This is a genomic window from Rhodanobacter terrae, from assembly GCF_042657005.1.
GTDB classification, from domain to species: Bacteria; Pseudomonadota; Gammaproteobacteria; order Xanthomonadales; family Rhodanobacteraceae; genus Rhodanobacter; species Rhodanobacter terrae.
Window position 1 is genome coordinate 23477 of the sequence record NZ_JBHSNG010000005.1, and the last position, 21663, is coordinate 45139.

17 protein-coding genes, 1 tRNA gene and 1 pseudogene are annotated in these 21663 nt (G+C 65.5%); 14 read left to right on the forward strand and 5 right to left on the reverse strand.

Annotation, left to right across the window (positions count from 1 at the left end; all coding sequences use genetic code 11):
- Positions 1-79 precede the first annotated feature (79 nt).
- A tRNA-Glu gene (locus ACFPPB_RS06455) sits at positions 80-155 on the reverse strand.
- A 175-nt stretch (positions 156-330) separates the two neighbouring features.
- Between ACFPPB_RS06455 and pcnB the strand changes: the two genes are divergently transcribed.
- The 5 genes from pcnB to panD all read left to right on the forward strand — a co-directional run bounded on the left by pcnB (position 331) and on the right by panD (position 4383).
- On the forward strand, positions 331-1689 hold the full coding sequence (gene pcnB, locus ACFPPB_RS06460) for a polynucleotide adenylyltransferase PcnB (protein ID WP_377325531.1): 1359 nt from the start codon (positions 331-333) through the stop codon (positions 1687-1689).
- Positions 1686-2171: a 2-amino-4-hydroxy-6-hydroxymethyldihydropteridine diphosphokinase gene (folK, locus tag ACFPPB_RS06465; protein ID WP_377325533.1), complete on the forward strand. Its 486-nt coding sequence runs from the start codon at positions 1686-1688 to the stop codon at positions 2169-2171. The genes pcnB and folK overlap by 4 nt, the downstream gene beginning before the upstream one ends.
- Before the next feature lie 30 nt (positions 2172-2201).
- The gene (panB, locus tag ACFPPB_RS06470; protein WP_377325535.1) at positions 2202-3032 is read left to right on the forward strand and encodes a 3-methyl-2-oxobutanoate hydroxymethyltransferase; all 831 of its coding nucleotides are present in this window, start codon (positions 2202-2204) and stop codon (positions 3030-3032) included.
- 18 nt (positions 3033-3050) lie between these two features.
- Entirely contained in the window at positions 3051-3896 is an 846-nt protein-coding gene (gene panC, locus ACFPPB_RS06475; RefSeq protein WP_377325537.1) for a pantoate--beta-alanine ligase, read from the forward strand.
- 100 nt (positions 3897-3996) lie between these two features.
- Entirely contained in the window at positions 3997-4383 is a 387-nt protein-coding gene (gene panD / locus ACFPPB_RS06480) for an aspartate 1-decarboxylase (protein ID WP_377325539.1), read from the forward strand.
- A gap of 1 nt (position 4384) precedes the next feature.
- Here panD and queG read toward each other — a convergent pair whose 3' ends face one another.
- Entirely contained in the window at positions 4385-5497 is a 1113-nt protein-coding gene (gene queG, locus ACFPPB_RS06485) for a tRNA epoxyqueuosine(34) reductase QueG (protein ID WP_377325541.1), read from the reverse strand.
- Between the two features lie 15 nt (positions 5498-5512).
- On the opposite strand from queG, the gene ACFPPB_RS06490 reads away from it, so the two are divergent.
- The 5 genes from ACFPPB_RS06490 (at position 5513) to ACFPPB_RS06510 (ending at position 12051) form a co-directional block, all read left to right on the forward strand.
- Positions 5513-7009, forward strand: a complete 1497-nt coding sequence (locus ACFPPB_RS06490) for an NAD(P)H-hydrate dehydratase (RefSeq protein ID WP_377325543.1) — start codon at positions 5513-5515, stop codon at positions 7007-7009.
- Entirely contained in the window at positions 7006-7479 is a 474-nt protein-coding gene (tsaE, locus tag ACFPPB_RS06495; protein ID WP_377325545.1) for a tRNA (adenosine(37)-N6)-threonylcarbamoyltransferase complex ATPase subunit type 1 TsaE, read from the forward strand. Before ACFPPB_RS06490 ends, tsaE begins: the two co-directional genes overlap by 4 nt.
- Before the next feature lie 181 nt (positions 7480-7660).
- Complete coding sequence (locus ACFPPB_RS06500) at positions 7661-9217, forward strand: N-acetylmuramoyl-L-alanine amidase (RefSeq protein ID WP_377325547.1); 1557 nt, start codon at positions 7661-7663, stop codon at positions 9215-9217.
- 76 nt (positions 9218-9293) lie between these two features.
- Positions 9294-11111 (forward strand): DNA mismatch repair endonuclease MutL, encoded by a 1818-nt coding sequence (gene mutL, locus ACFPPB_RS06505; protein ID WP_377325549.1) that lies wholly within the window; start codon positions 9294-9296, stop codon positions 11109-11111.
- 34 nt (positions 11112-11145) lie between these two features.
- Positions 11146-12051 (forward strand): DUF1684 domain-containing protein, encoded by a 906-nt coding sequence (locus ACFPPB_RS06510; RefSeq protein WP_377325551.1) that lies wholly within the window; start codon positions 11146-11148, stop codon positions 12049-12051.
- Between the two features lie 38 nt (positions 12052-12089).
- Here the strand turns inward: ACFPPB_RS06510 and ACFPPB_RS06515 are convergent, their stop codons facing one another.
- Positions 12090-12872: an enoyl-CoA hydratase-related protein gene (locus ACFPPB_RS06515; RefSeq protein ID WP_377325553.1), complete on the reverse strand. Its 783-nt coding sequence runs from the start codon at positions 12870-12872 to the stop codon at positions 12090-12092.
- 170 nt (positions 12873-13042) lie between these two features.
- Here ACFPPB_RS06515 and ACFPPB_RS06520 point away from each other — a divergent pair, with 170 nt between their 5' ends.
- From ACFPPB_RS06520 to ACFPPB_RS06530, 3 genes and pseudogenes are all read left to right on the forward strand, one after another.
- Positions 13043-13798, forward strand: coding sequence for an FKBP-type peptidyl-prolyl cis-trans isomerase (locus tag ACFPPB_RS06520; protein WP_377325555.1), 756 nt, complete (start codon positions 13043-13045; stop codon positions 13796-13798).
- A 27-nt stretch (positions 13799-13825) separates the two neighbouring features.
- Positions 13826-14607, forward strand: a pseudogene (locus tag ACFPPB_RS06525) (NUDIX hydrolase).
- A complete protein-coding gene (locus ACFPPB_RS06530; protein ID WP_377325557.1) occupies positions 14604-15455 on the forward strand; it encodes a sulfurtransferase in 852 nt (283 codons plus the stop codon). The pseudogene ACFPPB_RS06525 and the gene ACFPPB_RS06530 overlap by 4 nt, the downstream one beginning before the upstream one ends.
- A 647-nt stretch (positions 15456-16102) precedes the next feature.
- Here the strand turns inward: ACFPPB_RS06530 and ACFPPB_RS06535 are convergent.
- Positions 16103-16861: an enoyl-CoA hydratase/isomerase family protein gene (locus ACFPPB_RS06535; RefSeq protein ID WP_377325559.1), complete on the reverse strand. Its 759-nt coding sequence runs from the start codon at positions 16859-16861 to the stop codon at positions 16103-16105.
- A gap of 22 nt (positions 16862-16883) precedes the next feature.
- Positions 16884-18347 (reverse strand): DUF4139 domain-containing protein, encoded by a 1464-nt coding sequence (locus ACFPPB_RS06540; protein ID WP_377325561.1) that lies wholly within the window; start codon positions 18345-18347, stop codon positions 16884-16886.
- A 321-nt stretch (positions 18348-18668) separates the two neighbouring features.
- On the opposite strand from ACFPPB_RS06540, the gene ACFPPB_RS06545 reads away from it, so the two are divergent.
- Complete coding sequence (locus tag ACFPPB_RS06545) at positions 18669-21623, forward strand: TonB-dependent receptor domain-containing protein (protein ID WP_377325563.1); 2955 nt, start codon at positions 18669-18671, stop codon at positions 21621-21623.
- The last annotated feature ends 40 nt before the right edge of the window (positions 21624-21663 follow it).

A 21663-nucleotide genomic window follows, 5' to 3' on the forward strand; every position in this document is an offset into this window, starting at 1 on the left:
GATCTGGCCAATAGCCAAGGTGCGTGAGTTGTCGGGACCTTTCCAGACAACGGCAATCATGGAAGATTGCACAGGCAGATGGTGCTCCCTACGAGGTTCGAACTCGTGTTCCCGCCTTGAGAGGGCAGTGTCCTGGGCCACTAGACGAAGGGAGCGTTATCTTGCGAGGCGCGCTAGTATAACGGAATTGTTTCGCGCGGCAATGCTCGACATGCCGTTCGAAGCATGCCCCGCCGGTGCTGCCCACCGCCCCTGCGGGACGATCCGCGGCACTGCACACCGCGACTTATGGCAACCAAGGGCGGCTTCGCCCGCAAGGATTCCGACCGCTTGAATCTCGAATCAAGGACCCTCATCGTGCCCGCGCTGCGGATCATTCCGCGCGACCAGCACGTCATCTCCCGCAGGAACATCAGCAAGGCGGCGTTGCGGGTGCTGTACCGCCTGAACGAGGCCGGTTACACCGCATATCTGGTCGGCGGCGCCGTGCGAGATCTGCTGCTGGGCCTGCAACCGAAGGATTTCGACGTTGCAACCAGCGCGACGCCGGACGAGGTGAAGAAGCTGTTCCGCAACTGCCGCCTGATCGGCCGGCGCTTTCGTCTGGCGCACGTGGTGTTCGGTCCGGAGATCATCGAGGTGGCGACGTTCCGCGGCCTCGGCGAGGAAGGCGGCGAGGGCGACCGGCACATCGTCGACGGCCGCATCGTGCGCGACAACATCTGGGGCACGATCGAGGAAGACGCGATCCGCCGCGACTTCCGCGTCAACGCGATGTATTACGACATCAGCGACTTCTCGGTGCGCGATTATGTCGGAGGCATGCAGGATCTGGAGGATCGCGCGCTGCGGCTGATCGGCGATCCGGATACCCGCTATCGCGAGGATCCGGTGCGCATGCTGCGTGCCGCGCGGCTGGCGGCCAAGCTCGACATGCGTATCGACGCGGCGGCGATGGCGCCGTTCGAGACGCTGGGTCCGTTGCTGGCCGATGCCGCACCGGCGCGGCTGTTCGACGAGTCGCTGAAGATGTTCCTCAGCGGCAACGGCCTGAAGAGTTTCCGCATGCTGGAGCAGTGCGGCCTGCTGAAATTCCTGTTTCCGGCGACCGCGCGGGCGCTCAAGCGCGGCGACGAGGCATTGCGTTCGCTGGTCGAACAGGGTCTGGCCAATACCGATGCGCGCATTGCCGAGGGCAAGTCGGTCACGCCGGCGTTCCTGTTCGCGGTGTTGCTGTGGGGCGAGGTGCGCGACGTGGCGCATCACTGGATCGCCCGTGGCCAGGAGAGCACCGAGGCATGGGCGCGCGCGTCGGCCCAGGTCGTCAGTGAACAGTGCCAGCGGGTGGCGATCCCGCGCCGGTTCACCTTCACCATGGAAGAGATCTGGTCGCTGCAGCCGCGTTTCGAGCAGATCCAGCGCAAGCGGGTATTTCGCCTGATGACGCATCCGCGCTTTCGCGCCGCGTTCGACTTCCTGCTGCTGCGCGCCGACGAATCGCCGGCGATGCGCGAATTGGGCCAGTGGTGGGCGCATGCGCAGCAGTTGCCGCAGGACGTGCTGGCGGCGGCGCTGCCGGCCGGCGGCGGCAGCAGCAGCGTCAGCGACTACGTGGCGCCGCCGGTGGCCGGCAAGCCCCCGCGTTCGCGCCGCCGCCGCAAGCCCGGCGGGAAATCGGGTTCGGTGTGACGCTGGCTTACGTCGCGCTGGGCAGCAATCTCGGCAATCCACGGCAGCAGTTGCTCGACGCGATGGACGCGCTGGCACAGCTGCCCGAGACCCGTCTGTTGCGGCGCTCGCACCTGTATCGCACGCCTCCATGGGGCATGCTGGAGCAGCCGCCGTTCGTCAATGCCGCCGTGCAGCTGGATACGACGCTGTCGCCGCATGCCTTGCTGGATGCGCTGCTGGCGATCGAACTGCAGGCCGGCCGCGTGCGTGCCGAGCGCAACGGTCCGCGCACGCTGGATCTGGATCTGCTGTACGTCGAGGGCGTGCAGCTCGACGATCCGCGGCTGACGCTGCCGCACCCGCGCATGGCCGAACGTGCGTTCGTGCTGCTGCCCCTGCGTGACGTTGCGCCCACGTTGCCGCTGCCCGGACAGGGCACCGTGGCGGAACGGCTGGCGCAACTCGACCTTGCCGGTTGTGCAAGGCTGCTTGAGCCATAATCGGCGCCCGCCATCCCACCAGGAATTGCCGTGTACGTGCAGAACGCGAATGCCCCCGAACGCAAGCCGGTCACCGTGCCGGGCCTGCTCGCGATGAAAACGCAGGGACAGCGCATCGTCATGCTGACCGCTTATGACGCCAGTTTCGCCTGGCAGCTGGAGATGGCCGGGATCGACATCGCGCTGGTCGGCGATTCGCTGGGCATGGTGGTACAGGGACATCGCAGCACGCTGCCGGTGACCCTCGATCACATGGTCTATCACACCACTGCCGTGGCGCGTGGCTTGTCGGCGACCTTGCTGGTGGCGGATCTGCCGTTCATGGCCGATCGCGATCTTGCGCATGTGCTGGAAGCGGGCGCTCGGCTGGTTGGCGAAGCCGGTGCGGCGATGGTGAAGGTCGAAGGCGCCGCACCGCACATTCTCGAAGCGATCGCGGCGCTGACCGTGCGCGCGATTCCGGTATGTGCCCATCTGGGGCTGACCCCACAATCGGTGCACAAGTTTGGCGGTTTCCGCATCCAGGGCCGCGAACAGGCGGCTGCCGATCGGGTGCTGGACGAGGCTTTGGCCGTGCAGGCGGCTGGTGCGAACCTGCTGGTGCTGGAGGGCGTGCCGGTCGAACTGGGGCGGCGGGTGACGGCGGCGCTGACGATACCGGTGATCGGCATCGGTGCCGGTCCGCATTGCGACGGGCAGGTACTGGTGATCCATGACATGCTCGGCATCACGCCGGGCAAACGGCCCAAGTTCAGCAAGGATTTCCTGGCCGGACGCGACTCCGTCGCTGCGGCTATCGCGGCGTATGCTGAGGACGTGCGCAGCGGCGCCTTTCCGGCGCCCGAGCATTGTTTCAACTGAGCAGCGAGCCGACGCACCATGCAGACCGTACAAGATGCCCCGGCCTTGCGCGCCGCGATCCGCGGCTGGCGCGCCAAAGGGCGGACGGTGGGCTTCGTGCCGACCATGGGCAACCTGCACGCCGGTCATCAGTCGCTGATCAGGCTGGCGCGGGCGCGTACCGACCGGGTTGTCGCCAGCGTGTTCGTCAACCCGACCCAGTTCGGCCCGAACGAGGATTTCGAACGCTATCCGCGCACCTTGCTGCAGGATCAGGCGGCGCTGACCGAGCAGGAATGCGACCTGCTGTTCGCGCCTGACGTGGCGACGATCTATCCGTTCGGCGCCGAGCACAGCGTCAGCCTGCGCGTGCCGCAGATCACCGACACGCTGGAGGGAGCGCATCGGCCCGGACACTTCGATGGCGTGGCCACCGTGGTGTGCAAGCTGTTCAATCTGGTGCAGCCGGATCTGGCGGTGTTCGGCCAGAAGGACTTCCAGCAGCTGAAGGTGATCGAGCGAATGGTGCGCGATCTGTCGTTGCCGGTGATGGTGATGGCGGCGCCCACCTTGCGCGCCGACGACGGACTGGCGCTGAGTTCGCGCAACCAGTATCTGTCCGCCGCCGAGCGCGCGCGGGCGCCGTTGATCCACGACACGTTGCTGAAGATGCGTGAACTGATGGGCAAGGGGCATTCCTGGCAGGCACTGGAGCAGACTGCCTCCGCACGCCTGATCCGTGCCGGATTTGCGCCCGATTACGCGGTGATCCGCCGCGCCGAAGATCTGGCCGAGCCGGCCGAGGGCGAGCGCGAGGGCCTGATTGCGCTGATCGCCGCACGCCTGGGCAATACCCGCCTGATCGACAACTTGCTGTTCGATTGACGCAGACCCATATTGGAGCCGATATCGTTGATGTTGCAGCGCAGCGTCAACGGTTCGATAATTGCCGACTTTGCAGGCTGTCCCTGCGGGAAAGAACGTCATGCAACTGAACATGTTCAAGTCGAAGATCCATCGTGCCACGGTCACCCATGCCGAACTGCACTACGAAGGCTCGATCGCGATCGACGGCAACCTGCTGGATGCCGCGGGCATCCGCGAGTACGAGCAGATCCACGCCTGGGACATCGACAACGGCCAGCGCTTCGTCACCTACGCGCTGCGCGCCGAGGAAGACTCGGGCATCATCTCGGTGAACGGCAGCGCCGCACGTAGCGTGCAGGTGGGTGACTTGATCATCATCGCTGCGTTCGCCCAGCTGAGCGAGGCCGAGCTGGAGCACTTCCAGCCTACCTGCGTCTACGTCGACCAGAACAATCGCATCAGCCACACCAATCGCTCGATCCCCAAGCAGATGGCGGCTGCCTGATTCAGCTCGATGCGACGGCGTCGGTTTGACGCCCCAGCGCCCACGCCACATGCTCGCGCACGATCGCCGAAGGGTGATCGGCGCGGGCAGCTAGCGCTTCGCGCACGTCCGCTGACGGCGGCGCATTGCCCAGCGCCACCGCGATGTTGCGCAGCCAGCCTTCGTAGCCGGTGCGGCGGATCGCCATGCCTTCGGTGCGCTTGAGGAATTCCTCTTCGCTCCATGCAAACAGCTCGACCAGCTTCGCGCCGTCGAGGCTGTGCCGCGGCGCGAAATCCGGCTCGGCGGTCTCCTGCGCGAACTTGTTCCACGGGCACACCAGCTGGCAATCGTCGCAGCCGAAGATGCGGTTGCCCATCGGCGCGCGCAACTCTTCCGGGATGCGGCCTTTGAGCTCGATCGTGAGATAGGAGATGCAGCGTTTCGCATCCAGCCGGTACGGTCCGAGGATCGCCTGGGTAGGACAGATATCGATGCAGCGGCGGCAGCTGCCGCAGTGCGCGCTGGCGGGCTGGTCGATCGGCAGCGGCAGGTCGGTGTACAGCTCGCCGAGAAAGAAATACGAGCCGGCGCGGCGGTTGATCAACACGGTGTGCTTGCCGATCCAGCCCAGCCCCGCGTTGCGCGCCAAGGCTTTTTCCAGCACGGGCGCGGAGTCCACGTAGGCGCGATAGCCGAAGTCGCCGACCACTGCATGGATGCGTTCGGCCAGTTTCTGCAGCCGGTTGCGCATCAGCTTGTGATAGTCGCGCCCCAGCGCGTAGCGCGACACGTAACCGGCCTCGGCATCTTCCAGCACGTTCCACGCATTGGCCGTGCCCGGCGGAATGTAATCCATGCGCACCGAGATGACCCGTTGCGTGCCGGGCTCCAGTTCGGCCGGGCGCGCGCGCCGGCTGCCGTGCCGGGCCATGTACTCCATCTCGCCATGGTGGCCATCCTCGAGCCAGCGCTCGAGATGCCGCTCGTCCTCGCCCAGATCGGTGCCGCTGATGCCGGCTTCGGCAAAGCCCAGTTCGATCGCCCAGCGTTTGATGTCGCGGGCGAGGGATGCGTAATCGGGCGTATGGTGGATGCCGGTGCTGGACATCCATCCATTGTAGAGGCGGTGCATGCCTATAATTCGCGCATGCCGATCCACCCGTACAGCCGCGATCTCCATACCGTCGGACAACTGCGGGTCATGGAACGTGCCGCGCTGGCGGCCCTGGGAATCTCCGGCCAGGAGCTGATGCGCCGCGCGGCCAGCGCCGCGCTGAGCAGCCTGCGCCGGCACTGGCCGCAACTGCAGCAGATCTGCATTCATTGCGGTCCCGGCAACAACGGCGGCGACGGCTTCCTGCTGGGCGTGCTCGCACGTGAAGCCGGGCTGCAGGTCGAGCTGGTGGCGCTGAGTGCGGCCGCACATGGCGACGCGGCGCTGGCGCGTGCGGCGTGGGAGGCCGGCGGCGGCAAGGTGCAGCTGTGGGACATCGATGGCGTGCTGCCTGCGGCCGAACTTCATGTGGATGCGCTGTACGGCATCGGCCTCAATCGCGCGCCCGAGCCGGCGGCGGCGCGGCTGATCGAGCAGATCAATCACAGCGGCCGGCCGGTGCTGGCGCTGGATGTACCCAGCGGCTTGAACACCGACAGCGGCGATTGCCCCGGCGTGGCGATACGCGCCAGTGTCACGGTCACCTTCATCGCCGGCAAGCGCGGGCTGCATACCGGCCGCGCCGCCGATCAGGTCGGCGTGCTCGAACTGGCCACCCTGGGCGTACCCGATAGCCTGTATGCGGCGACGTCGCCCGATGCCCAACTGCTGGTCGCCGCCGCGCTGCCGCCTCGCCCGCGTTACGCGAACAAGGGCGACAACGGCCATGTGCTGGTGATCGGCGGCGAGCACGGCATGGCCGGCGCGGCGCGGTTGGCTGGCGAGTCGGCGTTGCGCGCCGGCGCCGGCCTGGTCAGCGTGGCGACCCGCGCCGGGCACGTCTTCGCGCTGAATGCCGCGCGGCCGGAACTGATGGCGCATGGTGTGGATGGTCCGCAAACGCTTATGCCGCTGCTCGAACGCGCCAGCGTGCTGGCACTGGGGCCGGGCCTTGGCCAGGCTTCCTGGGGTCATGCGCTGTGGTTGACCGCGCTGGATGCGAACAAGCCGCTGGTGCTCGATGCGGACGGCCTGAACCTGCTGGCGCGTGAGCCGCGTCGGTTTACCGTGCCTGCCGTCATGACGCCACACCCGGGCGAAGCGGCCCGACTGCTCGGCGTCGCCACCCGCGAGATCGAGCGCGATCGTTTCGCGGCCGCCCGCGAGCTCGCCAAGCGGTACGCCGCAGTCGTCGTACTGAAAGGTGTCGGCAGTCTCGTCGCCGATCCGGATGGACGTCTGGACGTCTGTCCTTGGGGCAACCCCGGGATGGCTTCCGGCGGCATGGGCGATCTGCTGACCGGTGTCGTCGCCGCGCTGCTGGCGCAGGGCTGCAGCGCATGGCGCGCCGCCTGCCTCGGCGTCGGCCTGCACGCGCGTGCAGGCGATCTTGCCGCGCAGCGGGGCGAACGCGGACTGCTGGCCAGCGACCTGCTGGCGCCGTTGCGCGAACTTGGCAACGGCATGTCGGGCTGCGGGCGCGATACATGACCGGGCATATCGAACCTGGGCGGGAATGGTCGTTGCCGGACGAGGCGGCCACCGCTGCCCTGGGCGCGCAGGTGGCCGACGTGTTGGACGATGGGCTGGTGCTCTACCTGCATGGCCCGCTCGGCGCTGGCAAGACCAGTTTCGCGCGCGCCCTGCTGACCGCGCTGGGTGTGGGCGAACGGGTCAAGAGTCCGACCTACAGCCTGGTCGAGGGCTATATGGCGGGGGGACGACCAGCCTGGCATCTGGACTTGTACCGGATCGCCGATCCCGGTGAGCTCGAGTGGCTGGGGCTGGACGCGCTGGCCGATCCGGCCGCGCTGGTGCTGGTGGAATGGCCCGAGCGCGGCGCCGGCGCCTTGCCGGCAGCGGATCTCGAGCTGCGCCTGGGCTATGCCGAGCTGGGCCGCCACGCATTGCTGCGCGCCTTCACCCCGCGTGGCGAAGAGCTGCTCGCGCGGCTGAGTTGAATGCAGCTAAGTATCGATTTCCCTTGAGAAATTGGCGATCCGGCGTTCCGGCAAGGATCTGTTCGGAATGCGCGACTTGCAGTCGGTAACTTGATACAGCCTGATGAATGATTCGCAGGTTATGGATATTCAAAGGAAAACTTGCTTGCTTTCGATGATCGACTGCGTTTCAATGCGGCTCATGAGGGGCTACCTGAACAATTTGGGTGGATTTGTCGCCGTCGTCGTTCTGGCGATCGCGCCGCTGTGCGTGACGCGGGCGGCCGACCTGAAGGATGCGCGGGTCTGGGCCGGCCCGGACTACACCCGTGTAGTGCTCGATGCTTCCGGCCCGCTGCATTACACGGTCAACCAGAAAGATGGCCAGATCGTGGTCGATCTTCCCGGCAGCGGGGTAAGCCGAGATTTTTCCGATCCGGCCGCGCAAGGCCTGCTGCGGGGCATGAGTCACGCCCGCATCGGCGATCGCCTGCAACTGACCGCCAAGACCGATCCGGGCAGCCGCCTGAAGAGCTTCGTGCTCAAGCCGGCCAGTGGCATGGATTATCGGCTGGTGCTGGATCTTTATCCCGGCAATGACAGCGGCAGCAAGGACGACCGCGCCAGCGTCGCCGACGCGGCCCCGGCCGCGCCGGCAGCAGAGGCTCCTGCGTCGGTCGAGGTCCTCAAGTACGGCAGCAGTCCCAGCCACAGCAGTCGCGTCGCTACCGAGCAGGCCGCGGCCATGCTCAACGGTCAGCGCGCGGTGGTGGTTGCGGTCGATGCCGGCCATGGCGGCAAGGATCCGGGCTCGCACGGACCCGACGGCACGCTGGAGAAGAATGTCACGCTGGCTGTGGCGCGCAATCTCGCGGCGGAAATCAATCGCCAGCCAGGCATGAAGGCCGTGCTGACGCGCGATGGCGACTATTTCATCCCGCTCACGCAACGCTATCGCATCGCCCGCGAAAACAACGCGGATCTGTTCGTGTCGATCCACGCCGATGCCTTTACCAGCGACGACGCCAAAGGTTCGTCGGTGTGGGTGCTGTCGCCGCGCGGAAAGACCAGCACGGCCGCGCGCTGGCTCGCCGACAGGGAGAATCGCGCCGATCTGATCGGCGGCATCACGCTGGACGACAAGGACGACGGCCTGGCCAAGGTGCTGCTGGATCTGCAGCAGGGCTGGGCGATGCAGGCCAGCGACATCGTCGCCGGCAACGTGCTCAAGGCGCTGGGCCAGCTCGGGCCCACCCATCGCGGCTATGTCGAACGGGCGAATTTCGTGGTGCTGCGTTCACCGGACGTGCCTTCCATCCTGGTCGAGACCGCCTTCATCAGCAATCCGGCCGAGGAACGCAAGCTGCGTGATCCGGCGCATCAGAAACAGCTCGCCGAAGCGGTGATGAGCGGGGTGAAGAATTACTTCGAATCGACGCCGCCGCCGGGTACCTGGTTCGCGGCGCAGGCCGCTCGCCGCAATGGCAATGGCGTCGAGCTTGCGTCGAGCAAGCCCGCCGATGTCGACGAGGAGCCGGCGACAAAGTCGACCAGCACCCGCCGCGTCACGCTGGCCGGCAATCCGCCGGCACCTCCGGCGGATGCCGGCGTACGCGACCTGCATCGGGTCGGCCGGGGTGAAAGCCTGCGCAGCATCGCTCGCCAGTACGGCATCAGCGTCGGCGCGTTGAAGACGGCCAACCAGCTGAACACGGACACGGTGCATGCCGGCACCTTGCTGGCCATACCCACCGGCTGATCCGGCCGGTTGATCTGAATCGGGTCGGCGTCGTGTCGCCGACAGCTACACCGCCGTTCGCTGCTAGAGTTCGCGGATGACCGTGATCCGCCTGCTTCCCCCCGAACTCATCAACCAGATCGCCGCCGGCGAGGTCATCGAACGACCTTCCTCGGTGGTCAAGGAACTGGTCGAGAACAGTCTCGACGCCGGTGCCACCCGCATCGAAGTGGACATCGAAGCGGGCGGCGCCCGCCTGATCCGGGTGCGCGACGACGGCGGCGGCATCCATGTCGACGAGCTGCCGCTGGCAGTGGCCTCGCACGCGACCAGCAAGATCGGCAGTTTCGACGATCTGGAACATGTCGCCAGCATGGGCTTCCGCGGCGAGGCGCTGGCCTCGGTATCGTCGGTATCGCGTTTCGCGCTGACCTCGCGCGCGCGCGATCAGGATGCCGCGTTCCGCGTCGAGGTCGACGGCGGCAAGCTGCAGGCGGCGCGCCCCGCGCAGCATCCGCAAGGTACCAGCGCCGAAGTGCGCGACCTGTTCTACAACGTGCCGGCGCGGCGGAAATTCATGCGCGCCGAACGCACCGAATTCGCGCATATCGACGACTTGCTGAAGTCGCTGGCACTGGCGCGCGGCTCGGTGGAATTCCGGCTCAGCCACAACGGCAAGCCGGTGCGCATCTGGAAGGCGGCGCGCAACGAGCAGGCCGAGCTGCAACGCGTGGCCGAGGTGCTTGGCGAGGACTTTCCGGCACAGAGCCTGCGCATCGATCACGCCATGGCCGGGCTGCACCTGTCCGGCTGGGTGGGCCTGCCCACCGCCTCGCGGGCGCAGGCCGATTCGCAGTATTTCTACGTCAATGGCCGGCTGGTACGCGATCGCATCGTCGCCCATGCGGTGCGCCAGGCGTATGCGGACGTGCTGTTTCATGGTCGTCATGCGGCGTTCGTGTTGTATCTGGAACTCGATCCTGCCGGGGTGGACGTCAACGTGCATCCGGCCAAGCACGAAGTGCGTTTTCGCGAGCAACGGCTGGTGCACGACTTCCTGTTTCGCACCTTGCACGAGGCGTTGGCGCAGACGCGCGCCGGGGCGAATATGCCGCCGGCGACGGAATCGGTGCCGGTGCCGATGGTTGCCGGAGCGCATGCCGCACCGGCGTATTCCAGCGCAGCCGCGTGGCCTGGCCAGTTCAGTCAGAACCGTTTGAATCTGGGCGTACGGGAAGCGCCGCTGGCCGGCTACGCCGCCTTGCTTGGCGAATCAGCGTCCGCATCGAGTCCGTCTTCCGCGCCGATGCCGGCGGCGGAAGAGGGCGAAACGCCGCCGCTGGGTTTCGCGATAGCCCAGCTGAAGAGCATCTTCGTGCTGGCCGAGAATGCGCATGGCATGGTGCTGGTGGACATGCATGCGGCACACGAACGCATCACCTACGAGAAGCTGAAGTCCGGTCGCGTCGCCAGCAACCTGCGCTCGCAGATGCTGCTGGTTCCGCTCGGCATCGCAGTCAGCGCGAAAGAGGCGGCGGCGGCGGAAGAGCATGCCGAGGCGCTGGCCGAGTGGGGCCTGGAGTTGTCGCGCAGCGGTCCGGCGACGATCGTGGTGCGGCGCATTCCAGCATTGCTGGAGGGCGCTGACGTGGCGCAGCTCAGTCGCGACGTGCTGTCCGAACTGGCCCAGCACGGCAGTTCGCGCCGCCTGCAGGAGCTGGAGAACGAGTTGCTCTCCACCATGGCCTGCCACGGTTCGGTGCGCGCGGGGCGGCGGCTGACGATCCCCGAAATGAATGCGCTGCTGCGCGAGATGGAAGCGACCGAGCGCTCGGGACAGTGCAATCACGGCCGCCCGACCTGGGTCCAGCTCAGCCTGGCCGAACTCGACAAGTTGTTCATGCGCGGCCGTTGAAGCACCATTTGCAGTCGTTCCGCTGGAGAGACCGATGATCCGTGCCAGCCTGTTTGTTGCCGCCGCCATTCTGGGAGTCGCCGCCGTGCATGCCACCGATACCGACCGTTACAAGCAAAGCATCGAGCAATGGCGCACCGGCCGGCTCGAGCGGCTGACCGCACCGGACGGATGGCTGAGCCTGATCGGCCTGGAATGGTTGAAGCATGGCCCCAACCGCATCGGCAGCGCGGCCGACAATGACATCGTGCTGAAGGCCGGCCCCGCGCATCTGGGTGTGGCGACCCTGGGCAGCACCGGCGAAGTGCATCTCGTGCTGGCCCATGACAGCGGCGCGTTGGTCGACGGCAAGCCGATGCACGAAGCCACGCTGATCGATGACGTGAAAGCCAGCGACGGCATGCAGACCACGGTGAGCTTCGGTACCGCGAGCTTCTATGTGATCGACCGCGACGGCCGCAAGGGGCTGCGCCTGAAGGACAGCGACGCGCCCAGCCGCAAGCACTTCCTCGGCATCGATTCGTTTCCGATCGATCCGTCATGGCGGATCGAGGCGACCTGGGTTCCGGCTGCGCCGGGCGAGACGCTGGAAATGGGTACGGTCATCGGGACCATCGACAAATACCCGGTGCCGGGCAGGCTGGAGTTCGACCGCGACGGAAAGCGTTTCGAGATCCTGCCGGTGATCGAGGTGCCGGGCGACAAGCAATACTTCGTCGTGTTTGCCGATCGCACAAGCGGCAAGGAAACCTACGGCGCCGCGCGCTTCCTGTATGTCGATCCGCCCGAGGATGGCAAGGTCGTGCTGGATTTCAACAAGGCTTACAACCCGCCGTGCGCGTTTACTCCATTCGCCACCTGTCCGCTGGCACCGCCCGAAAACCGGCTGGACCTGCGCGTCACCGCGGGCGAGAAGAACTACCGTGGTTCGAATCACTGATCAGTGCACCGCATGCCGCCGCGATGCGGCGATTGGGCTCAGCGTCCGGCGAACTGAGGCTTGCGCTTTTCAAGAAACGCCGTAGTGCCCTCACGCATGTCTTCGGTGGAGAATGCCAGCGCGAAGCCCTGCGTCTCGAACTCCAGCCCCTGGTCGATCGCGGTTTCGCCGCCCTGCAATACCGCGTCGAGAATGCCGGCGGCAGCCAGCGGCGCGGCGCTGGCGAGCTGGTCGGCCAGCGCGTTCACCGTTTCATCCAGCGCTTCGGAGGTGACCACGCGGCAGACGATGCCCAATTCGTACGCGCGTTGCGCGGTGACCGGCGCGCCGGTGAGGCACAGCTCCAGCGCGGCGCCTCGGCCCGCCAGACGCAACAGGCGCTGGGTGCCGCCGAAACCGGGAATCAGGCCGAGATTGATTTCCGGCTGGCCGAATTTCGCCTTCTGGCCGGCTACGCGCAGGTGGCAGGCCATCGCCAGCTCCATGCCGCCGCCGAGCGCGAAGCCCTGGATGCGCGCGATCACCGGCTTGCCTAGCCGCTCGATCGAGCTCATCAGGCGTTGCCCGGTGCGCGAGAAACTCCGCGCCTGCACCGGCGTATAGCCATTCATCTCGGCGATATCGGCGCCGGCGACGAAGGCTTTTTCGCCGGCGCCGGCCAGTACCACCGCACGCACGGCATCGTCCTGCGCGGCCTGCGCAAACGCGAGGGTCAACTCGTTGAGTGTGTCGCGGTTCAGCGCGTTGAGCTTGTCGGGGCGGTTGACGGTGATCGTGCGCACCGCGCCGCGGTTGCCGATTTCCAGGTTGCGATAAGCCACGAGCGACTCCCGATGGATGCGAAGGGGCGATGGTAGCAGCGGGAACCTTTGCCGCCGCGGAGTTTCTCAAGCCACGAGCGCGATCGCTGCAGGGATTCGTCGAACCGCTTAGGATGATCCGTCAAGATCGACTGTCGCGATACGATAGGGAAGGTCCGGTGGAGAAAGGCATGGTACATCTGCATGGCGGGCTGCTCGGCGTGTTGCTGTTGCTGGGCGGTGCAGTGCATGCGCAGAGCCAACTGTCGGCGCCGACCGCGTCGGCGGCAACAGCCGCTCCCGCCGTCACGGCGAAGCCAGACAAGGAAAAGCTGTCGTATGCGATCGGCTATCAGATCGGCAGCCAGTTCGCGGACGGCAAGCCGGACGTGGACATTCCCACGCTGTTGCGTGCGATCCAGGATGCCTACGCCAAGCGTCATCCCAGCGTGTCGATGCAGGACATGCACCTGCAGCTGCAGCGCCTCGATCAGCAGATGCATGCCGACGCGCTGGCCGAATTCAAGCGCATCGCCACCGCCAATGCGCGCAAGAGTGCCGCTTACATGGCGCGCAACCGGCAGCGGCCCGGTGTGGTGCAGTTGCCGTCGGGCATCCAGTACTCGGTGCTCAGTCAAGGTACCAGCACGGTGAGTCCGACGGTGACCAGCATGGTTACCGTGAACTACCGCGGCATGCTGATCGACGGCACCGAATTCGACAGCACCTGGGCACATGGCGCACCGGTGAGTTTTCCGGTGAACGGCGTCATTCGCGGCTGGCAGGACGTGATCCCGCGCATGCACATAGGCGATCGCTGGAAGGTGGTGATTCCGCCGCAGCTGGCCTATGGCGAGGAAGGCATGTTGCCGCGGATCGGTCCGAACGAGGCACTGGTGTTCGAGATCGAGCTGCTCGACATCAAGTCGGCTTCCGACAAGCCCTGACTGGCGCCGGTGGTAACATGACGGGGCATGTCGAACGCCCCGAATCCCGCCGAAACGCCTCCGTTGAGTCCTTGTACCGGCATCTGCCGGCTGGACGAACATGGCTATTGCGTGGGCTGTCGGCGCACCGGTGAGGAAATCGGCCGCTGGCGCGCGATGAGCGACTCCGAGCGGCTGTTCGTCATGCAGGTGATCCTGCCGGGCCGCGAACGGCCGTGATGCAGGCGCTGATCAATGCGCTGCTGCCATTGTCGGCGCCGCCGACAGGGCCGGGTTGGAATCACACGGACATGGCCGAGCTGCTCGGCCACGCGCAGCGCAAGCCGGCTGCCGTGCTGGTGGGCTTGCGCGAGGGCGTGCAGCCGCGCCTGGTGCTCACCGTGCGCACCGATAACCTGCAGTCGCATGCCGGCCAGGTGGCCTTTCCCGGCGGCCGCAGCGAGCCGGCCGACGGCGACGCGCTGACCACGGCCTTGCGCGAGAGCGAGGAAGAGATCGGCCTCGATCGAACACTCGTGACGCCGCTGGGTTATCTGGACCGCTTCGAGACCATCAGCGGTTTCCGCATCACGCCGGTGGTGGCGAAGATCGCTGCCCAGGCACGGCTGTATCCGGCGCCGGACGAGGTGGCCGAAGTATTCGAGGTGCCGCTGGCATTCCTGCTGGAGCCGGCCAACCTGCGCCGCTACACGATGGAGTTCCGCGGTCATCAGCGGCCGATGGTGGAATTCGTCCACGGCGGTCATCGCATCTGGGGCGCCACCGCCGCCATGCTATTCAACCTGCTGCAGAGGATGGGACGGACATGACGCTGAAAACCACCTTGATCGAGGCGGCCGAACTTGCCGCCTTGCCGTCGCAGGACGTGCTCGTCGTCGACTGTCGTTTCGATCTGGCCGATCCGGGCAAGGGCCACCGCGATTATCTGGACGGCCATATTCCCGGCGCCGTATTCGCCAGCCTCGATCACGACTTGTCCGACCTGTCGCGCGAGTCCGAAGGCCTGGGACGACACCCGCTGCCGCTGGAGCCGGCGTTCAACATGCTGCTGTCGCGCTGGGGCTGGCATGCCGCGATGCAGGTAGTGAGTTATGACGCGGGCAGCGGCGCGCTGGCCGCCGCACGGCTGTGGTGGCTGCTGCGGCTGGTCGGTGTGCGGCAGGTCGCCGTGCTCGATGGAGGCTATGCGGCGTGGCTGGCTGCAGGCCTGCCGACGGAGTCGGGAGCGCCGGTTGCACGACCCGCCAGCCGGGTGTCGCTGCATTACGACGCCAACCAGGTATTGGTCGATCACGCGGCACTGCCCGGTGGCGCGTCCGGGCAGTTGCTGGATGCACGGGCGGCACCGCGTTATCGCGGCGACGTCGAGCCGCTGGACCGGGTCGGCGGCCATGTGCCCGGCGCGTTGAACCGCCCGTTCGCCGACAACCTCGGCGGCGACGGCCGCTTCAAATCGCCCGCCCGGTTGCGCGAGGAATTCCTTGCGGTGCTGGGTTCGATCGCGCCGTCGGACGTGGTGCACATGTGCGGTTCCGGCGTGACCGCCTGCCACAACCTGCTGGCGATGGAACATGCCGGGTTGCACGGCTCACGGCTTTACGCGCCATCGTGGAGCGGCTGGGTCAGTGATCCCGCACGCCCAGTCGCCAAAGGCTGACCTTTTTTTTGTAGGAGCCCGCTGGCGGGTGATGCTCTTGCTCTGATCTTTCCTATCCCGCCATCCATCGAAGCAGGAGCATCGCCCGCGAGCGGGCTCCTACGAGATTGCGGTTATTTCTTTTCTTTCGGTCGCGCCACCGGCCGTTGCAGCACGGCCTGCGTCCAGGGCGTCAGGATCGGCACGGCACAGGTAGGAGCCCGCTAGCGGGCGATGCCGTTGCTCTGATCTTTCCTCTCCCACCATCGAAGCAGGAGCATCGCCCGCGAGCGGGCTCCTACAATATTGCGGTTATTTCTTTTCTTTCAGTCGCGCCACCGGCCGTTGCAGCACGGCCTGCGTCCAGGGCGTCAGGATCGGCACGGCACAGGTAGGAGCCCGCTAGCGGGCGATGCCGTTGCTCTGATCTTTCCTCTCCCACCATCGAAGCAGGAGCATCGCCCGCGAGCGGGCTCCTACAATATTGCGGTTATTTCTTTTCTTTCGGTCGCGCCATCGGCCATTGCAGCACGGCCTGCGTCCAGGGCGTCAGGATCGGCATGGCACAGGTAGGAGCCCGCTAGCGGGCGATGCCGTTGCTCTGATCTTTCCTATCCCACCATCGAAGCAGGAGCATCGCCCGCGAGCGGGCTCCTACGAGATTGCGGTTATTTCTTTTCTTTCAGTCGCGCCATCAGCTGTTGCAGCACGGCCTGGGTCTGCGGATGGAAGAACGCGTCGGTGAAGTCTTCCAGGGGCAGGGCGTCGAGGTCGGCGTAAGCCGCGGCCAGGTCCGCTCGCGCCAGCGTGCGGGTGGCGAGCATCGCGTGCGGCGGCAACGCCAGCAATTCGCCCAGCCAGTGCAGCGCACGCGTGGTGACCTGTTCGACGCCGGTGAGTTCATCGACGAAGCCGCAGGCTCGCGCTTCGGCTGCCTCGATCATGGCGCCGGAAACCAGCAACCGTTCGGCGCGGTAGGTGCCGACCACGCGGCGCAATGCCAGCTGGATCGCCTCGGGCACGATCAGTCCCACCTGCACTTCGTTCAAGCCGATGCGGTACGGACCCTCGGCCATCACGCGGTAATCGCAGAACAGCGCCAGCACCGCGCCGCCGGCCGGACTGTGGCCGGTGATCGCCGCGACCAGCGGAATCGGCGCGCGGGCCAGCGTGCCGCACAGCGAAAAAAATTCGCGCCAGTATTCGAGCACGCCGGCGCGGTCGCGCGACAGCAGAGCCGGTATGTCGACGCCGGCGGAGAACAGGCCTTGAGCGCCGGACAGCACGATGCCGCGGATGCCATCGAGCACACTGTCATCGATGGCGGCATGCAGCGCGCGCAACAGGTCCAGGTTCAGCGCATTGACCGGCGGGCGCGCCAGCTGGATCTCGCGTATGCCGCCGTCATGATTGGTGATGTTGAGCATGGGGAACTCCGGCTCGATGGATTTAGGGTTGGGGGTTGTCGGCGTCGGTCCAGCTGTACCGCACGGCATAGTCCAGCGTGGCCTTGCCGTTGGCCGGTACTTCGACGCGAAACTCCAGCGTGTCCGGCATCTGCTCGCTGGGCTTGCTGCTGGATGAAATCAGCGTCCACTGCCGCCAGCGCGACGGATGTTCACGCACGGTCACTGTGCGTGCGCTGTCGCCCGCGTTGCTGAGGTCGATGCGGAATGCTTCGGTCATGGTACGGCCGGCCCTGTCCACGCTGAGGCTGGTGCGGGTGCGCTCGGCGCGCAGGTCAAACGCGGTGCCCAGCGTGATCGTGGCGTCGCTGCCTTTCGGGGTGTCGTTGATGCGGCCCTCGCCGATGAACTGCGGCGTGCCGTTGCGGTCGGCGGTGAGTGCGCGCAGGTAGCCGGCAGGCAGGCTGTCGAATGCCTTCAGCTTCAGCGTGCTGACGATGGCGTTGCCGCCGCCCTGGTTGAAATCCTGGCTGAGGATGGGCTGTTGCGGCTGGAAGCCGTTGCCGTTCTCGTACAATGCAGTGCGTACGCAATCCAGCGTGCGGTCGGCGTACAGCGGTACCTGGCTGACGCTGCCGTCAGGCAGCTCGACCGGGGAGGGCAAGGTGTAGCTGCGGTAGTCGCCGATGCTTTCCTGTTGCGGCATGGCCTCGGCCTTGGCATTGAAGCTGCGTGCCATCGCCATCATCGGGCGCGGTGCCGAGGTCTTGGCCATGTTCGGCTCGCCGGCGATCAAGGTGAGCTGTGCATCGTGCCAGTCGCGGCCGCTGCGGTTGGCGATGCTGGCATGCGATTCGAACTGCAGGCGGCAGGCCGTGCCGGGTTGCAGCGTCGCCACGTAGGCGGCGCGCCAGCCGAGGCCGGCGGTGGGATAGCTGAGCACGGCTGGAGCCTGGCCCGCGTGCGCCGCATCCACACGCAGACTGAGGCTGGAACCGGTGGGGAAGTGACCGTCCCGGACGCGGACGGCGGCAAAGTCGCGGATCAGCGTGGTCAGGTTGTCGCCGCCGCGCACCAGCAGGCCATCGCCCGCCCGCAGCAGCGTGCCGCTGGCCAGCAGCTGTCCATTGCTACCCACCACGTCGACATTTCGGCCGACGAGCCCGGTGAGTGCCGCGTTGTTGCCCTGGCCGAGCAGCAGGCGTTGCGACACCACCTTGCTGGAGCCGTCGGTGAACGCCAGCGCCATGGATTCTGCGTCGAGGTAGACCGGCAGATCGCCGATCACCACGTCCTGCACGCCGCGCTTCAGGTCGATGCTGCGGCGCTCGCGCACCACCGCGTAGCCTTCACCCACGCTGCCGTCGGTACCGGATGCGTACAGTGCGGGACTGTCGCTGCGATAAAGCGTGAGTTCGGTCGTGCTGGTGGCGGCGGTCGCGGTAGCGGTGGCGGACAGCACGGTGGCGCAGGCGAGGGCCAAGACAGTCGGGGAAGGATGGCTCACGGGCGAACTCCTTTCGGTGGGTTGTGCGCATCTTAAGGGCTGCGGATGAAGCCCCGGCATCTGCGTGGGAAGCCGGGAAACCCCGGGTTGGCCAAGAAGCCGTTTAAGGCCGACTGGAAAAATCGTGGCAGCGGAGACCGTTGCTGCTTTGCAAGGTTGCCAAGAGCAGGCGAAAGCGATAAATATAGATCGATCTAAACGCCGTGGTTCGGGCGCCGTCGCTCGGCTGTTGCCCGGACCGGAGCCGGTTTTTTAGACAGCAGGTCTGGCGGGAGGGCGCCGGATTTAACGCAATCTGGGTTTCCTCGGGGAGAGTCGACCATGAGCAACATCGGTTTCAGGCGCAGTGTGCTTGCGAGTGCACTGGCATTGGTATTCTTTGCGCCTCTGTCTGTGGCGGCGCAAACGGCAACGCCACCAGACGACAGTCAGCAGAACGCGCAGCAGCCTGCATCGGCCGGCAACGCCCCAGCCACGCAGCAGGACGCGGCGAAGAAGAAAGACACCACCACCCTGCAGAAGGTCGTGGTTACCGGTTCGCTCATTCCGCGGGTGGAGGTTGAAGGGGCGACCCCGGTCATCACCATCAGCGGCGCGCAGATCAAGCAGGAAGGCTTCACCACGGTCTACGAGTTGATGAATTCGATCACCCAGACCGGTGTCGCCGAGACACCGCCTTCCTGGGGCAGCAGCTCGGTCAATGCGCGGCAGCTCAACCTGCGCAACCTGGGCTCCGGTCGCAGCCTGTTGCTGGTCAACGGCCACCGGATCAGCGACTACCCGCAGTCGGCCCACGCCAGTACCAACTTCCAGAACTACAACAATATCCCGACCGGGATGATCGACCGCATCGAGATCCTGGCCACCGGCGCGTCGTCGCTGTACGGCTCGGATGCCGTCGCCGGCGTGGTCAACGTCATCCTGAAGAAGGAATACCAGGGCGACGACATACAGATGACGCTTGGCGGGGCCACCCGCGGCGGGCGCGACTACGGCGATTTCAATTTCATTGGCGGCAAGTCCGGCGACAACTGGCATGTGGTCTACAACCTGGAGCGCTCCCATCGCAGCGGGTTGTTCGGGCGCGATCGGCCCTACTCCGACTCGGAAGCCGATGCGGGCTACGGCGCCTACGACCAGAACGCGAGGCTTTTCGGGTGGAGGACTTACGATGGCTTGTCTCTCTACAACGCCGACGGTAACTTCATCGCGCCACCGGCCGGCGCCTGCAACCAGTTTGGCAGCAACTTCGCGCTGCGCGACTCCAAGACCGTCGCCACCAATGGCCATACGGTGGACCCGACCAACGTTACCGATCAGGGCCTCTATTGCACGCAGCCGGCGCTGTTCAGCAACTGGGTGCTGACTCCGGGCAGCGACAACAAGGATGCCTATGTGGCTGGCGACTACGATTTTGGAAACGGCCTGCAGGCCTACGGCTCGATAGGGTTGTGGGACACTCTCGGCACGTCCAATACGGAGTTGCCGTTCCTGTACGCGATGGGTGGCCTGCCGAACAATTTCTACGATCAGACCAGCGGCCAGGTGATCAGCAACTACTTCCGCCAGCTCACGCCGAAGGAACTGGGCAGCTACGGCAACACGCACGACAAGGAGCAGAACTGGGACATCCACGCTGGCCTGCGCGGCACGTTCTTGGACGGTCGCTTCAACTGGGACTTCAACCTGGGTACCAACAAGTACATCGTGCACGAACGCTATACGGGCCTCAACGAACAAGGCATGTTCGACTTCTTTTTCGGCCCGCAGCTCGGAACCACCAGCGTAGGTGGCAACACGTTGCCGGTTTACGCGCTCAATTCGGCGCGTTTCTGGAATCCGATCACGCCGGCGCAATACCAATCGTTCGGCGTAGTGGGCGAAAACACCGCCGTGAGCTGGATGGATCAGGCATCGCTGAACGTCAACACGGATGAACTGTTCAAGACGTGGGCTGGTTCGGTTGGTTTTGCCACAGTGCTGGAAGCGGTACACCAGGGATTCAAGTTGTCGCCGGATCCACGCGGTAATACCACCACTTTCGGCGACCCGTTCCAGGATTACATTACCGGCGGCGGCACGCGCAATCGCGTATCGCTCGGTTCGGAACTGCGCATTCCGCTGCTGTCCAACCTGACATGGACGCTGTCCGGACGACTGGACAAGTATCGTGACGCCAGCGCCGCGGACGTCGCACGTACCTGGGGCAGTTCGCTGGAGTATCGCCCGTATGAGGGACTGCTGCTGCGTGGATCGTATGGCACCAACTTCCATGCGCCGGACATGCAGTACATCTACAAGAATCCGTCGGTGTCGCAGGTCGGCATCTACGCCGACCCTTATCAGTGCGTCGTTGCCGGCGCCACGAATTGTCCGCAGGTACAGCACAACACCTATTTCAGCTCGTACCTGTCCGGTGGCCCAAGCCTGAACAACGAAACCGGCAAGTCCTGGACCTACGGTTTCGTGTGGCAAATCCCTGGCGTGGACGGCTTGTCGCTGTCGGCCGATTACTGGCGCATCGGTATCAACAAAGGCATCAAGGATGTTTCGGAAGGTGATGTTTTGACGGACGAGGCAGGTTGCCGCACCGGTCACAGTTTCGACAGCAACGGCACCTATATTGCGAACTACATCGCGCACCCGCCGGGGTCAGCCTATTGCCAGGCGGTGATCGCCAGCGTCAAGCGCGATGCCAGCGGCAACATCACTGCGGTGTACAGCGGTGCCATCAACGAGAGCCAGCTGACCGTGACCGGTATCGATGCATCGCTGGCTTACCGGCTGAGAACCGCCAACTGGGGCAATTTCAACCTCAGCATCGACTACACCGACAACCTCTCGTACAAGGAACGCACGCTGGCCTCGGATCCTCTGCTCAACACCCGCTACCAGCATGCGGCAAGCAAGGTGCGCGGCACCATCAACTGGCGGCGGGGTGCCTGGGATGCGACCTTGTATGGAGACCGTACCGGCCGTGTTCGGGCACCCAATTTCGGTAGCTGCAACGCCTTGCCGAACGGTATTCGTCCCAATGTAGGCGATCCCGATTGCACCATGTATTTCGGACACGACCCTGCGTGGATCACCTGGAGCACCAACATCGGCTATCACTTCGATGACCGCATGAAGGTCAGCCTGAACGTCTCCAATATCTTCGACAACGTCGGCAAGATTCCATATTACGCAGGTGGTTTCGAGTTCATCTCGACGTTGAACAATGCCAGCTACGTCGGCCGCGAAGTATCGGTGACATTCGACTACGAGCTCGATTGATCCCCAGCGGGGCCGGCCCTCACCGGCCCCGCTTTTTTTT

What these genes read in the sequence shown, in the direction of transcription:
- panC (WP_377325537.1), top strand. Translation starts at nt 3,051, where the DNA reads ATGCAGACCGTACAAGATGCCCCGGCCTTGCGCGCCGCGATCCGCGGC.
- panD (WP_377325539.1), top strand. Translation starts at nt 3,997, where the DNA reads ATGCAACTGAACATGTTCAAGTCGAAGATCCATCGTGCCACGGTCACC.
- queG (WP_377325541.1), bottom strand. Translation starts at nt 5,497, where the DNA reads ATGCACCGCCTCTACAATGGATGGATGTCCAGCACCGGCATCCACCAT.
- ACFPPB_RS06490 (WP_377325543.1), top strand. Translation starts at nt 5,513, where the DNA reads ATGCCGATCCACCCGTACAGCCGCGATCTCCATACCGTCGGACAACTG.
- tsaE (WP_377325545.1), top strand. Translation starts at nt 7,006, where the DNA reads ATGACCGGGCATATCGAACCTGGGCGGGAATGGTCGTTGCCGGACGAG.
- ACFPPB_RS06500 (WP_377325547.1), top strand. Translation starts at nt 7,661, where the DNA reads ATGAGGGGCTACCTGAACAATTTGGGTGGATTTGTCGCCGTCGTCGTT.
- mutL (WP_377325549.1), top strand. Translation starts at nt 9,294, where the DNA reads ATGACCGTGATCCGCCTGCTTCCCCCCGAACTCATCAACCAGATCGCC.
- ACFPPB_RS06510 (WP_377325551.1), top strand. Translation starts at nt 11,146, where the DNA reads ATGATCCGTGCCAGCCTGTTTGTTGCCGCCGCCATTCTGGGAGTCGCC.
- ACFPPB_RS06520 (WP_377325555.1), top strand. Translation starts at nt 13,043, where the DNA reads ATGGTACATCTGCATGGCGGGCTGCTCGGCGTGTTGCTGTTGCTGGGC.
- ACFPPB_RS06530 (WP_377325557.1), top strand. Translation starts at nt 14,604, where the DNA reads ATGACGCTGAAAACCACCTTGATCGAGGCGGCCGAACTTGCCGCCTTG.
- ACFPPB_RS06535 (WP_377325559.1), bottom strand. Translation starts at nt 16,861, where the DNA reads ATGCTCAACATCACCAATCATGACGGCGGCATACGCGAGATCCAGCTG.
- ACFPPB_RS06545 (WP_377325563.1), top strand. Translation starts at nt 18,669, where the DNA reads ATGAGCAACATCGGTTTCAGGCGCAGTGTGCTTGCGAGTGCACTGGCA.